General features: G+C 66.0%; 12 protein-coding genes. 9 read left to right on the top strand and 3 right to left on the bottom strand.

Features of this window, described 5'->3' with window-relative positions:
- Positions 1 to 6: 6 nt before the first annotated feature.
- Positions 7 to 990: a zinc-binding dehydrogenase gene (locus tag ACN675_RS13570; protein WP_420751336.1), complete on the bottom strand. Its 984-nt coding sequence runs from the start codon at positions 988 to 990 to the stop codon at positions 7 to 9.
- 351 nt (positions 991 to 1,341) lie between these two features.
- Here ACN675_RS13570 and ACN675_RS13565 point away from each other — a divergent pair, with 351 nt between their 5' ends.
- Genes ACN675_RS13565 through ACN675_RS13530 form a run of 8 tightly spaced genes read left to right on the top strand, consistent with a single transcriptional unit; the run spans position 1,342 to position 8,528 of the window.
- A complete protein-coding gene (locus ACN675_RS13565; protein ID WP_420751361.1) occupies positions 1,342 to 2,514 on the top strand; it encodes an aromatic ring-hydroxylating dioxygenase subunit alpha in 1,173 nt (390 codons plus the stop codon).
- Positions 2,511 to 2,846 carry a non-heme iron oxygenase ferredoxin subunit gene (locus ACN675_RS13560; protein ID WP_420751335.1) on the top strand — a complete coding sequence of 112 codons (336 nt, stop codon included), beginning with the start codon at positions 2,511 to 2,513 and terminating at the stop codon, positions 2,844 to 2,846. The genes ACN675_RS13565 and ACN675_RS13560 overlap by 4 nt, the downstream gene beginning before the upstream one ends.
- The gene (locus ACN675_RS13555) at positions 2,846 to 4,069 is read left to right on the top strand and encodes an NAD(P)/FAD-dependent oxidoreductase (RefSeq protein WP_420751334.1); all 1,224 of its coding nucleotides are present in this window, start codon (positions 2,846 to 2,848) and stop codon (positions 4,067 to 4,069) included. Before ACN675_RS13560 ends, ACN675_RS13555 begins: the two co-directional genes overlap by 1 nt.
- Before the next feature lie 47 nt (positions 4,070 to 4,116).
- On the top strand, positions 4,117 to 4,698 hold the full coding sequence (locus ACN675_RS13550; RefSeq protein WP_420751333.1) for a 3-phenylpropionate/cinnamic acid dioxygenase subunit beta: 582 nt from the start codon (positions 4,117 to 4,119) through the stop codon (positions 4,696 to 4,698).
- A 38-nt stretch (positions 4,699 to 4,736) separates the two neighbouring features.
- Positions 4,737 to 5,618: an alpha/beta fold hydrolase gene (locus tag ACN675_RS13545; RefSeq protein WP_420751360.1), complete on the top strand. Its 882-nt coding sequence runs from the start codon at positions 4,737 to 4,739 to the stop codon at positions 5,616 to 5,618.
- Positions 5,615 to 6,448 carry an SDR family NAD(P)-dependent oxidoreductase gene (locus tag ACN675_RS13540; protein ID WP_420751332.1) on the top strand — a complete coding sequence of 278 codons (834 nt, stop codon included), beginning with the start codon at positions 5,615 to 5,617 and terminating at the stop codon, positions 6,446 to 6,448. Before ACN675_RS13545 ends, ACN675_RS13540 begins: the two co-directional genes overlap by 4 nt.
- A gap of 14 nt (positions 6,449 to 6,462) precedes the next feature.
- On the top strand, positions 6,463 to 8,052 hold the full coding sequence (locus tag ACN675_RS13535) for a long-chain-fatty-acid--CoA ligase (protein WP_420751331.1): 1,590 nt from the start codon (positions 6,463 to 6,465) through the stop codon (positions 8,050 to 8,052).
- Positions 8,049 to 8,528, top strand: coding sequence for a hypothetical protein (locus tag ACN675_RS13530; RefSeq protein ID WP_420751330.1), 480 nt, complete (start codon positions 8,049 to 8,051; stop codon positions 8,526 to 8,528). The genes ACN675_RS13535 and ACN675_RS13530 overlap by 4 nt, the downstream gene beginning before the upstream one ends.
- A 16-nt stretch (positions 8,529 to 8,544) precedes the next feature.
- Here ACN675_RS13530 and ACN675_RS13525 read toward each other — a convergent pair whose 3' ends face one another.
- The gene (locus ACN675_RS13525) at positions 8,545 to 9,357 is read right to left on the bottom strand and encodes an IclR family transcriptional regulator (protein WP_420751329.1); all 813 of its coding nucleotides are present in this window, start codon (positions 9,355 to 9,357) and stop codon (positions 8,545 to 8,547) included.
- Positions 9,358 to 9,504: 147 nt separating this feature from the next.
- Here ACN675_RS13525 and ACN675_RS13520 point away from each other — a divergent pair, with 147 nt between their 5' ends.
- Positions 9,505 to 10,086, top strand: a complete 582-nt coding sequence (locus tag ACN675_RS13520; protein WP_420751328.1) for a helix-turn-helix domain-containing protein — start codon at positions 9,505 to 9,507, stop codon at positions 10,084 to 10,086.
- A gap of 57 nt (positions 10,087 to 10,143) precedes the next feature.
- On the opposite strand, the gene ACN675_RS13515 is transcribed toward ACN675_RS13520, so the two are convergent.
- Positions 10,144 to 11,517: an MFS transporter gene (locus tag ACN675_RS13515; RefSeq protein ID WP_420751327.1), complete on the bottom strand. Its 1,374-nt coding sequence runs from the start codon at positions 11,515 to 11,517 to the stop codon at positions 10,144 to 10,146.
- Between the last annotated feature and the right edge of the window lie 1,315 nt (positions 11,518 to 12,832).

The following is a 12,832-nucleotide window of genomic DNA, read 5'->3' as shown; positions in this document are numbered from 1 at the left end:
AGTTCCTCATTGCTTCTCGGGGCTCGGATGGATGACCAATTTTCCGGTCAGGGTTCCGTCGATCATGTGCTGGAAACCCTTGTGAATCTCGGAGAGCGGCAGGGTACGGTCGATGACGGGACGCACGCCGGTCGCGTCCATCATCTTGAGCATCGCGACCAGTTCGCTGCGGGTACAACCGGTGGAGCCGAGAATACGCTGCTGCAGGTAGAAGATCCGATTCAGATCCGCAGGCGGGTTGGCGCCGCTGGTGGCGCCGGCGATGACGATGGTGCCGCCGGGCCGCAGGCACTTCATCGAGTGCGCCCAGGTGGCCTCGCCGACGGTCTCGATGACGACGTCGACGCGTTCCGGAAGACGTTCACCGGTCCCGACCGCGGATCGCGCACCCCACGACACTGCCTCGGCTCGTTTGGCTTCGCTGCGGCTGGTGGCATAGACGACGGCGCCGGCTGCAGCGGCCAGTTTGATCGCGGCCGACGCGACGCCGCCCCCGGCGCCCTGGACCAGCACGCGGTCCCCGGCGGTTACTCCGGCCTGCGTGAACAGCATTCGGTACGCGGTGGTCCACGCGACGGGAAGGCACGCGGCTTCGTCGAAGGTCAGCCAGTCCGGCTTGGGGATAAGGTTGCGGGTTGGCACGGTGAGGTATTCGGCGAAGGCACCGTTGTGCTGTTCGGACAGCAGTGCCCGGTTCGGGTCGAGGGTCTCGTCTCCCATTCCGGCGTCCGCATCGGCGATGACCGGGTAGATGATCACGGGATTGCCGTCCTCATCGTAGCCCGCAGCATCGCAACCGAGAATGATCGGCAGGTGCTCGGGTGGATGGCCGACACCGCGAAGTGTCCACAGGTCGTGCATGTTGAGCGAGGACGCTGCCACGCGGACAACGGACCAGCCGGGTTTCGGTTCGGGCTTCGGGACGTCTCCGAGGACGAGACCGGACAGTGGGTCGGTGGCGCTCTGGGAGACTGCGGTTGCGGCGAGCATAGGCACGATGCTCGCCAGCGGCGCAGCCCAACGTCGAGTGCGCGTGCCACAGTACGGAACGCATTGGACAGCTGTTCCGTTGTAGGCAACAACTTTTGGAATTCGGTCTCCGAACCGGCTTGTCTGGTCGACATGACTTCCACCATCCGACCCACGGCTGAGCCCGGGGCGTGCGGCGGCGCCTGCGAACTCCCGAGCGGTTCCGCGACAGCGACTCCGCGAGGGTCTTTGCGGCGTCCAGCAGCCATGACCCGGAACATCGACGTCTCTGGTCTCGTCGACGCCGAGGGCGGTCTGCTCGACCGCGCCGTCTTCACCGACGAGCAGCTCTACCAGCAGGAGATGCGCCGCATCTTCGCTCCCAGTTGGCTGTTCCTCGCCCACACCGACCAGTTCCACAAGCCTGGCGATTTCTTCACCACCTACATGGGTGAGGACCCGATCATCGTCACGATGGACAAGAGCCGTAGGATCCGCGCCTACTTGAACTCGTGTCGACACCGTGGAGCGCGTGTGTGCCGGGCCGACTTCGGTGCCACCCGCAACTTCACCTGCTCCTACCACGGGTGGGCCTTCGACCTCGAGGGGAAGCTGATCAGCGTCCCCAACAAGGAGGGCTACCCGGAGTCGTTCGACGCCAGGGACTGGGGACTTGTCGAAGTTCCGAACATCGAGACCTACCACGGGTTGATCTTCGGCACCTGGAATCCGGAACCGTTGTCGCTGCGGGAATCACTCGGCGACATGGCCTGGTACATGGACGCCATGCTCGACCACGACGACGAGGGCACAGTTGTCGTCGGCGGTGTGCACAAGTGGGTGCTCGACGGAAACTGGAAGCTGTCGGCGGAACAGTTTGCCACCGACTGGTACCACGTCAACATGAGCCACGCGTCGGCGCTGACGGTGCTGGCGCCGAAGGGCAAAGCGCCCAAGGACGAAATCGTGCACCGCACCGGCCGTCAGTATGCCGACCCCAACGGACACGGCGCCGGGTTCCCGGTGCACCCGAAGAACCGTTTCGACGCCCACATGGTGCACGACTGGATGGACTACGACGCGCTGCGCGAACGCCTCGGAGAGGCCCGTGTGGAGGGCCCGCTCACAAACGGTCACGCGACGGTATTCCCGAATTTTTCCTACCTGCCGGTCAACGGCTCCATCCGCATCTGGCACCCGAAGGGGCCGGACCGGATGGAGGTCTGGGCCTGGACCATCGTCGACAAGTCCATGCCGGAAGAGGTCCGAGAAGCCCAGCGCCTGTACAACCTGCGCACATTCGGCCCCAGCGGCATTTTCGAGCAGGACGACGGAGAGAACTGGAGCGAGGTGCAGACCATCTCTCGCGGTTTCATCACCAACGGTGTCGCACTGAACTACCAGATGGGCATGGGATCGGAGCGCGAGGACGGCCGGCACCCCGGCACGACCAGTGAACTCTACAGCGACGCCGCCGGCCGCGCGTTCTACGCCCGGTGGCGCGACCTGATGAACACGCCCGCCTGGCACGAGGAGACACGATGACCACGGGAATCCGCGTCGCGACACTTGACGACATCCCAGAGGGCGAGGGCATCGCCATAGACAAGAGCATCACGGGGACTGCTGACCACATCGCGTTGTTGCGCGACGACGACGGCAGTGTCTGGGCGCTCGACGACACCTGCACACATGCCGACGCCTCCCTCGCCGAAGGATGGGTCGAGGACGGACACGTCGAGTGCCCTCTGCACTCGAGCAGGTTCTGCTTGAAAACTGGCGCAGTGGACGGACTTCCGGCAACCAAGGATGCCTGCCCGCATCGCGTCGAGGTGCGTGACGGCGAGGTCTTCCTGTTCCCGAACGAGGCTCCCTGATGTCGGCCGAGGTCAACCGAATCGTGGTCGTCGGCGGCGGCATCGCCGGTGTCAGTACTGTCGGCGCCCTCCGCTCCGGTGGCTACTCCGGTGACCTGACCCTCGTCGACGCCGGCGAGTTCCCCTACGACCGGCCGCCGCTCTCCAAAGACTATCTGTCCGGCGCGAAGGATCTGAAGCAGATCGCGCTCCGACCAGGCGAATGGTACGACGACAACAGGATTCGGCTGCGCACCGGCACCGTGGTCGCAGCGCTGCGATCCACGGAGGGAGCCGTCGAACTAGCGGACGGCACCCTGGTGCCCGCGGACCGCGTCGTCCTCGCCACCGGCGGGAACGCCGCTCGGCCGCCGATTCCCGGCGTCGACAGCCGCCGGGTGCATGTGCTGCGAACGAGCGAGGATGCGGACCGGGTCGCTGCGGCCCTGCTTCCCGACGCCCGCGTCCTGGTCGTCGGAGCGGGCCTGATCGGGGCCGAGGTGGCCTCTACTGCAGTCGATCTCGGTTGTGATGTGGTGCTGGTCGATCCGGTCGCAGCCCCGATCGCTGCCGCGGTCGGACACGACGTCGCAGCCTGGCTGCACGGCCTGCACGCCGACCGCGGTGTCACCACCCTCGCCGCCGCCGTCGAGTCCTTCACCGACACCGGCTCGGGTGTGGACGTGGTCATCACCGGAGAGGCGGAACCCCGATCGTTCGACGTGGTGATCCTCGGAGTCGGAATGGTTCCGGAAACTGACCTCGCGCAAGCGGCAGGCCTCGAGGTCGACCGTGGCATCGTCGTCGACCCGCGGCAGGTAACCTCCAATCCGGCCGTGCTCGCGGTCGGTGATCCCACCAGGATCCGCCGAGGCGGTATCCTCGCGCCACGCGTCGAGCACTGGGATGCAGCCCAGAATGACGGGCGCCGGGCCGCGGCCGCGATCCTCGGGGCCCCGGCACCCGAGGTGACCGCCCCCTGGTTTTGGACCGACCGCCACCACCGCCACATCGAGGGAGTGGGCCGCATGTCCGACGCCGACACCACCGTCTTCCGGGGTGAACTGGGTGCGGATTCGTTCTCCGTGTTCGGTCTCCTGGACAGCGTGGTCGTCGGTGCCGTCGCGGCCGACGACTCGAACGCCGTCCGCGCGGCACGCCGGATGATCGACCGCTCGCTCGCCGTCGACCCGCAGCTGCTCGCCGATACTGCCGCCGACCTCCGAAAGTTGCTGCGGGGCTGAGCTAATCGGGCTCCAGCAGCTGCGCCCCGTAGAAGGGACCGAACACAATGAGTACCACCACCGAATCAGCACCGCACACCGAACCACGTGCGGGTCAGCGTGCGGACCGCGACACCCATTTCGAGGTCGAACAGTTCTACTACGAGGAGGCCGAGCTCCTCGACGACGGACGCTTCACCGACTGGCTCGACCTGCTGGCCGACGACCTCGACTACTGGATGCCGACCCGCACCAACCGGCTGCGCCGCCAGCAGGCCCTGTCGATCGCGGCCCGCGGCGAGGCCGCGCTCTACGACGAGACCAAGGACAGTCTCGCCTGGCGGATCCGCCGCTTCGATTCCGGGATGGCGTGGGCGGAGGACCCGCCGTCGCGGACTCGCCACCTCGTCACCAATGTCGTAGCCCGGCACGTCGACCCCGCCGAACATGCCGGCTTCACCGCCGGCGACCTCGTTGTGCGGTCGGCGTTCCTCGTTTACCGCAACCGTCTCGAACGCGAGGAGAACATCTTCGCCGGCGGCCGCACCGACGTGCTGCGCCGCACCGACACCGGACTGAAGGTCGCGCGCCGCACCATCCTGCTCGACCAGAACATCCTGCAGGCGAAGAACATCTCCACCTTCTTCTGACCACCGACAGCCGGACCGGCTCGATCCACACCGATGGGATTTCAGTGACTTCCGCGACCACCACCGACGTCGAACTTCGCCACCACCGCGTGCAGACCTCTCTCGGAGAGATAGCCATCGCCGAGGTACCCGGCGACGGACCTGTCCTCGTGATGCTTCACGGCGGGGGACCCGGCGCCTCCGGCGTGAGCAACTACCACCAGAATCTGGCCGCGCTGTCGAAGCGCTTTCGGATCCTGCTGCCCGACCAGCCCGGCTTCGGCGACAGTTTCCGGCCCACCGAAACCGACCTCGAGGAACGGTCCATCACCCAGATCACCGTGGACGCCCTCTTCCAGGCCCTCGATGGCCTCGGAATCAAATCGTTCCATCTCCTGGGCAACAGCCTCGGGGGCGCCGCCGCCATTGCCATGGCCCAAACGCAGCGTGACCGCGTCATCGGACTCGTGCTGATGGCGCCTGGCGGCGGCTGGTTGCCCGTCGGTCCCACCCCCACCGAGGGGCAGAAGGAGATGTTCAAGTACTTCAACGGCGGCGGTCCGAGCGAGAAGAAGATGGCGTCGTTCATCCGGTCGATGGTGTTCGACCACAAGCAGTTCGGTGAGGACGTCGTCCGGGCACGGTACGAGGCTTCCCTCGACGAGAGCCACATCGCGTTCTACCACCTCTACAACGCTGCCTTCGCGAAGCGGCACGGCATGGACCCTCTGTGGAAGGATCTGCACAAGATCAAGGCCCCGACGCTGCTGCTGTGGGGCCGGGACGACCGCACCATCACCCTCGAGGGTGCCCAGATCATGCTCAAGCAGATCCCGAACGTGCAAATGCACGTCTTCGGCAGGTGCGGGCACTGGGTGCAGCTCGAACGCGCCGCCGAGTTCGAACGCCTGGTGACCGACTTCCTGGGAGACCTCGCATGAGCGGCTGGCTCGAGGGGTACTCCGCGCTGATCACCGGCGGCGGAACGGGAATCGGACGCGCGGTCGCCGAACGCTATCTCGCCGAGGGAGCCTCGGTGACCATCTTGGGCCGCAATCTCGACCAGCTCGAGAAGGTGGTCGCCGACTCGACTGACCCGTCACGCATGCATGCCGTGGCGGCGGATGTCCGCGACTCCGAACAGTTGCACGCCGCCGTAGCCGAGAGCGTCGCCCGTTTCGGCAAACTCGACACTCTCGTCGCCAATGCTGGTGTGTGGGACTACCAACGCCAGCTGACGCGGCTGTCCGGAGCGGAACTCGCCGCGACCTTCGACGAGGTGTTCGCAGTCAACGTCAAGGGGTACTTCCTCGCTGCGGAGGCGGCGTGGCGGGAGCTGGTCAAGACCCGCGGCAGTATCGTGATGACCCTGTCGAACGCCTCCTTCTACGTCAACGGCGGTGGGCCGGTGTACACGGCGAGCAAGCACGCCTGCCTTGGGCTGATGCGTGAACTCGCATACGAACTCGCGCCGAAGGTGCGGGTCAACGGGGTGGCGTGCGGTGGGATGAACACCGACCTGCGCGGTCCCGAGTCGCTGTCGATGAACGAGAGGTCCATCTCGGCGTCGTTCGCCAAACGAGGTCCGGACACACCGCGTCCTCCGATCCCGCTCCACGATTCGAGTACCGACCCCGGGGACTTCACCGGACCGTACGTCCTCCTCGCGTCCCGCGACCAGAGCGGGCCGATCACAGGTGAAGCGATCTCGATCGACGGGGGTATGGGAGTTCGCGGATTCAGTTCCGACGCCGGTGGCGACCACCTCTGAGCCGGAAGGTTGACATGACATTCGGACATCCTGCCAACTCGGGTTTCGCCGTCGACGTGAACCCCGCGGCTGCCGTCCAGCGCCACGCCGGCTGGAACGGTGCCGCCGTGGCACTGCGGTACGCGGACGCGGATCTGACCTACGCAGACCTCGAGGACCGGACCGGCCGACTCGCGGCGGTGCTCGCGAACGGCGGCGTCGGGCCCGGCGATCGGGTGGCGTACGTAGGCCTCAACAGCCCTGCCTTCCTGACAACCCTGCTGGCCAGCCTGCGGATCGGCGCAGTGTTCGTGCCGGTGAACTTCCGGCTGGCGGAGCCTGAGCTGAGGACCGTGCTCGACCGAAGCGGATCCGTCGCCCTGATCGCCGAACCCGGGCACCGGGACGTGGTCGACGCCGTCCGTGATGCGGTCGCGGTCAAGCGGTACCTACTTGTCGATGATGATCCCGCAGTGCCGGTCGCCGGTGACGCCGACGGGTGGGAACTGTGGTCGCCGGCGCTCGCCGAGGCAGCACCGACCAACCAGGTCGTCGCCGGACGGTTCGACGATCCCGCCATCCTGATGTTCACCTCCGGAACGACCGGCATCCCCAAGGGTGTCGTGCTGACCTACGGGAACATCTGGTGGAACTCGGTCAACGTGGACACACGGCTCGACGCCCGCCGCGGAGACGTCACCTACGCCTCAGCGCCACTGTTCCATGTCGGGGCGCTGAACAGCTTCGTCGTCCGGACGATCGTACGAGGCGGCACGGTGGTGCTGCGTCGGACATTCGACCCCGCGGAATTCCTCGCAGATCTCGTTCATTACCAGGTCAATTCGATGTTCGTGGTGCCCGCCATGCTGGCGGGACTGAGTCGAGTGCCCGGAGTGTTCGAGGCAGACCTGTCACACCTGCGGTCAATCGTCGTTGCCGGCGCTCCGGTGCCGCCGGCGCTGATCCGCGAATTCGCCGACCACGGGATCTGGCTGCAGCAGGCTTGGGGACTGACCGAGACCGCCCCGTTCGCCACTCATCTGCCCGTCGAGCGCACTCTCGACAAGATCGGTTCGGCCGGTATCCCTATGCCCTACACCCAGGTTCGGGTGGTCGACGCGGTCTCGAACCTCCCGGTCGCCCCTGGCGTCAGTGGCGAGATCGTAGTGCGCGGCCCCAATGTCACACCGGGGTATTGGGAGAATCCGGAGGCGACAGCGTCGGCGTTCGACGAGGAAGGCTGGTTCCACTCCGGTGACATCGGCTATTTCGATGACGAGGGTTACCTGTTCATCGTCGATCGGCTCAAGGACATGGTCATCAGCGGTGGCGAGAACGTCTATCCCGCCGAGGTCGAACGTGTCCTGGCGAACATGCCCGGTGTCGCCGATGTCGCCGTTGTCGGTGTTCCTGACGAGAAATGGGGTGAGATCGTCGTCGCCGTCGTCTCGCTCGACGACGACGTCGAGATCACCCTCGAGGACGTGCGAGAGTTCGCCGCTCTGCAGCTGGCCAGATACAAGCTTCCTCAGCGGCTGCGGATCATCGACCGCGTGCCCCGCAATGCTTCTGGGAAGCTCGAGAAGGTGGCGATCCGAACATTTCTGCAGGACGGTGAACGGTGACTGCGCGGTTTCCGCGTCCGCGCTTCTCGCAGCCGTGGTCCAGCAAGGTCGTCGCCTGGTCCGATTCGGGAGTCAGGGTTGTCCTGCGTCGCGACCGCGAACCAGGGGCGACGGTCGAGTTGGTGCGTTGCGTGACCGGACGACTGCGCCTCGCATATCCCGTTGCGGCCCGCGACATCGAGGTTCGGGTACTCGACGTGGCCACTTCCGAAGACCTGACCGCTGTATTGAGGGCGGCGGGTCCCGCCGCCCGGGAGGCGGATCCGCAGTGCCGCAAGGTCGTGTTCGCGGTGGACCGCAGCGAGCCGGGTTGCGGCCCGCTGAGCTACCTGGACGCGATCGAGGCCGCGGAAGCGGCCGGGTTCCGCTACGTCGTCGATGTCGACCTCGCCGATGCCGAGCTGAGTCTGCTGGTCGCAGAACCTGAGTGGGCCACTGCAGTGGACATCGACCTCGACCACGTGCCTGGGACCTGACCGACTCGGTCAGCGGTCAGCCGGCAAGCACGTGGGGGCCGAGTGCAGGTGCCGGTTGCTTGCGTCCGGTGGGCAGGGCTCGTGCCGCATCGCTGGCCACGCGGCGAAGCGTAGCGGCGTGGGTTCGTATGTCGAGGCGGCCGGTGGGCCCGGATACCGACAGTGCCGCCACGGGACGTCCGGACGGGCCGATGACCGGCACCGCAACGCAGCTCAGACCACGCTGGACCTCCCCGTTTTCTACCGCGACTCCGAGTCGCCGGGTCGATGCGAGCTCGGCGGCCAGGGCCACCGGCTCGATGATGGTGTGATCGGTGTAGCGGCGCAGTGCCCCGGCCAGCGTTGCATCGATGGCGTCGGGGTCGTACGCGAGCATCGCCTTGCCGACCGCAGTGCAGTGGGCGGGGATACGATGCCCGATCCGCGCCGGCGAGGGGAGCTGGCGGTGCCCGTACAGTTTGGCCAGGTACACCACGTCCGTGCCGTAGAGCGCGGCCAGGTGGACAGTTTCCTGCGTCTTCGCGTACAGGTCGGTGAGGAAGGGGATCAGCAGGTCCCGCAGTTCTTCCTGACCCGGCGCGTACATGGTCCGGCCCAGTTCGTGCAGCCGCGTGCCGAGTCGGTAGTTCGTTCCCACCCGCTCGACCACCTTGTTGCGTTCGAGCACCGCCAGAACCCGATGCGTGGTCGACTTGCTCAGACCGGCGCGACGTGCGAGTTCGCTGACGCCGACGCCTGTGATGCCCTCCTCGCCGAAACAGGCCAGGAGGCTGACGGCCTTGTCGATGGCCGCCCGATCGTCGCGCGCACTCGCTGTGGTCATGGTCATGTCCGGCCACCTCGTTGGATGATCTGCCCACGGTTCGCCGCAAGCGACTACTTCAGTGGACGAACTGGAACCTTTACGTGACAATCATCGCGGCGGCTTCGAATGTCCGTCAAGATAGACAAAGCTAACTTATAAGTGACGGTGGAGATGTCTGACACCAATCAACTCGTGGCCCGCAACGTGCGCCGCTACCGGCAGGAACGGGGCCTGTCACTGGCGGAACTCGCCCGCCGGTCCGGGCTTTCCAAGCAGACCCTGTCGAAGGTTGAGCAGGGCGTCGGGAACCCCACCGTCGAGACTCTCGCACTGCTTGGAGCGGCGCTCGACATACCGGCACGGCGTCTGCTCACCGAATGGGGTTCCCCCGTCTTCGTCCAGCGCCGGGACGAGGACGTGTGGACCACAGACGAGGGCCGGTCCGAGCGGATCTTCGACGAGGTCTACGGCTCCGGTTACGTACGGAATCATCTTCTGCGGCTCGAACGCGGCGCCACCGCGTCGGGACCCGATGCGACCGAACCGCCGGGCACCCTGCATCACGTGTACGTCATCAGTGGCCGGCTGCGGACCGGGCCGCTGACCGATCCGGTGATGCTCGAGGGCGGCGACTTCGTCCGCTTTCCCGGTGACGTTCCCTACGTCTACGAGTGCTTGAGCGACGAAGTCACCGCGCACGTCGTGACCACCCTTCCCCAGTTGCGTCAGTTCGGTCCGACCATCACCCAATGACGCGTGCGGTCCGGGGGAGACGCGAACTCCACCCGGACCGCACGAACCCGGTTGCCGTCAACCCTTGGTGACGAGGTCGTCGATGCCCTCCTCCCGGCGGTCGGTCCGTCGCGCAGTGTGGTTCAGGGTCTCCTTCGAGAGGTAAACGGCCAGGGCCGAGACCGCGATGAGCCCGACGAAGTACCACGCGATGTTGCCGGTTCCGCCCCCGTTGTCGAGGCGGACCAGCCAGTTCGCCATGAGCGGGGCCGTACCCGCACCCAGAACGGAACCGAGCTGGAAGGTGAGCGAGACGCCGGTGTAGCGATCCCGGGTGTCGAACTTCTCGGCGAGGAACGCTCCGATCGGGCCGTACATGGAGGCCTGGATGATCGGGTTACCGACCACGAAACCCAGCGCGACGAGCCAATAGCTGTCGGAGTTGAACAACATGAACATGGGGAACACGAGCAGCACCGAGATCGCCGCACCCGCAAGCATCACCGGGCGTCGGCCGTAGCGGTCGGACAGCCATGCGAAGAACGGGATGGCGAAGATGTGCAGGAAGCTGGAGAAGGTCAGCATGTACAGCGCGTCCTGACGTGGTACGACGCCCTGCGCAGCCACGTAGGGGACCACCCATACCGCCAGCAGTGCCTGCATGAACAGCGGTCCCGCCGCGGCAAGGATGCCGTAGAGGCTCGAGAGCGGATACCGCTTGAGCACCCGCACGATCGGGACACCGGTGTGCACCTCCCCGGCGGCACGCGCCTCGGCGAAGGCGGGAGACTCGGTGACGCGGTACCGCAGGTACAGGCCAATGACCACCAGCGCGGCGGACATCAGGAACGGCACCCGCCAGCCCCAGCTGAGGAAGGCCTCGTCCGGCAACCCGGCGAACAGACCGAGGATCAACGTCGCGAGCACGGAACCGGTGGGACCGCCGGTGACTGCGATCGACGCGGCGAAACCGCGGTTCCCGTCCTGGACGTGTTCGGCGGCCATCAGAGTGGCGCCTGCCCACTCACCACCGACTGCGAGACCCTGAATGATGCGCAGTCCCACCAGGATCAGTGGCGCAGCGACTCCGATCGTCTCGTACGTCGGCATGAGGCCGATGCACACCGAGACCAGCCCCATCATCATCAACGTGATGAAGAGCATGTTCTTCCGGCCCACTTTGTCTCCGAAGTGACCGAACAGGATGCCACCGATCGGGCGCGAAACATACCCCGCGAGCAGAATGACGAACGACAGTGTGGCTCCGAGGCTTGGGTCCATCGACTCCGGGAAGAAGAGCTTTGGGAAGACCAACCCGGCCGCCGCCCCGTACAGCAGGAAGTCGTAGTACTCGACCGTCGATCCGAGGAAGCTGGACACGAGCGCCCGGCGTGAATCCTTCGGCGAGACAGGATCACTCGCCGTCGCCCCCTCCGCGGAACGATGCTCCATAGGTACTCCTTCTGTGGCCGCGACGAGTCGCGGGATCCGAGATTCCGCATCGAGCGTGAAGGGTGTCCCGGATCACACCAACGGACCGTTCCGTACTGCGGAACGGTCGATGAGGCAGGGATACCCAGCCTCCGGCGCAATGGCGCGATCCGGTAGGTGCTGAACGAACCTCCGCCGAAGCTCCATCCAGTAATGGGTCCCGGTGGACCGGCCGCACCGACCCAGACAACGAACTCGGGAGGCCGGTTCGCCGCGACGAAGGCGATCACCGATCTCTACCCGCACGGATCTACGTGGTCGATCTGCGCGCCCAACGCACGCGCGGCGTTCGAGTATCCGTTGTCGGCTGTGATCGAGTCGATGACGTTGTTCGTCGGCGACTGCACCACAGGCGCGCATGTGGAGTCTACGACGACCAAGGCAACGGCGTCGTCAACTATGATCCGCACCGGGATCGGCGAACGTTGTCGGTCGGTGCCGTCGGCTCCCGGATGGTGCGAGGTCCGGGTGGGCCGAATCGGCGGGTATGCGAGCGTGTTTGAGCCTGTGGTCGCCTGGGTCCGGCGCTCCGATCGCGGTCGACGGCGGCTTTCGGTGACGTTTCATTTGTGCAGTTCGAGCAACCCGACGGACCGAAGCTTCGCGAGCCGCATCTCGTGTAGCTCGCTGCGGCTCTACCCCAGCCTCGGTCCACCACCGCAACCCGCGCCAGGTCGTACCACTGCACCCGATCTTTCGCTGCCGGCACATTACGCCAGGCGATATTGGTGCGCAACGAACCTGACGCCGGCCAGTGCGACCCGGTCATCGACCGTTTCCCACCTCGAGAACTGGTACCGAACGGCAGCTCTCCCGGAACAAGCAGGTGCCGGGCGGGACGGCATGGGGGCCACGCCCTCGGGCGGAGTGGAGATTGAACCCGCGGACCGCACATTGAGGAGGTCGCGGGGCGCTGGACCCCGGCATCCCGGGGCCGCCTCACAGCCAGCTCGTACTCTGCAGAGAATTCGTCGATAGAAGAGTCTCCTCGCGTCTGCGATCATACTGGGGGCCTTCATCTTTGAACGATTCATCGCCGCCCCGGTCTTCCGAGACCGCGGTCCCCATCGCTTCCCGGAGAGGGGAAATCGGCCGACGGCTCGAGATCCTGGGCCGGCGCCGTGGCCGTCGAGAAAGGCCCCTTCCGGAATCGTGCCATTGCACCACTGTCACCCTGTGAGTCGGCGAAAGCCACTGGGTGAGAGGCGAAACCGAAGAGCCCGAATTCTATAATCTTGATCATCTCGCGGTCGACGAAACTGTCGCGCCTGCCGCA

Source organism: Rhodococcus sp. O3 (assembly GCF_048897285.1).
Taxonomy (GTDB): Bacteria; Actinomycetota; Actinomycetes; order Mycobacteriales; family Mycobacteriaceae; genus Rhodococcus.
The sequence above is the reverse complement of the archived record's forward strand: the minus strand, read 5'-3'. Positions and strand labels throughout refer to the sequence as shown.

Excerpts from the sequence above, each read along its gene's own strand:
- ACN675_RS13570 (WP_420751336.1), bottom strand. The coding sequence starts at position 990 with ATGCTCGCCGCAACCGCAGTCTCCCAGAGCGCCACCGACCCACTGTCC.
- ACN675_RS13560 (WP_420751335.1), top strand. The coding sequence starts at position 2,511 with ATGACCACGGGAATCCGCGTCGCGACACTTGACGACATCCCAGAGGGC.
- ACN675_RS13555 (WP_420751334.1), top strand. The coding sequence starts at position 2,846 with ATGTCGGCCGAGGTCAACCGAATCGTGGTCGTCGGCGGCGGCATCGCC.
- ACN675_RS13550 (WP_420751333.1), top strand. The coding sequence starts at position 4,117 with ATGAGTACCACCACCGAATCAGCACCGCACACCGAACCACGTGCGGGT.
- ACN675_RS13540 (WP_420751332.1), top strand. The coding sequence starts at position 5,615 with ATGAGCGGCTGGCTCGAGGGGTACTCCGCGCTGATCACCGGCGGCGGA.
- ACN675_RS13535 (WP_420751331.1), top strand. The coding sequence starts at position 6,463 with ATGACATTCGGACATCCTGCCAACTCGGGTTTCGCCGTCGACGTGAAC.
- ACN675_RS13525 (WP_420751329.1), bottom strand. The coding sequence starts at position 9,357 with ATGACCATGACCACAGCGAGTGCGCGCGACGATCGGGCGGCCATCGAC.
- ACN675_RS13520 (WP_420751328.1), top strand. The coding sequence starts at position 9,505 with ATGTCTGACACCAATCAACTCGTGGCCCGCAACGTGCGCCGCTACCGG.
- ACN675_RS13515 (WP_420751327.1), bottom strand. The coding sequence starts at position 11,517 with ATGGAGCATCGTTCCGCGGAGGGGGCGACGGCGAGTGATCCTGTCTCG.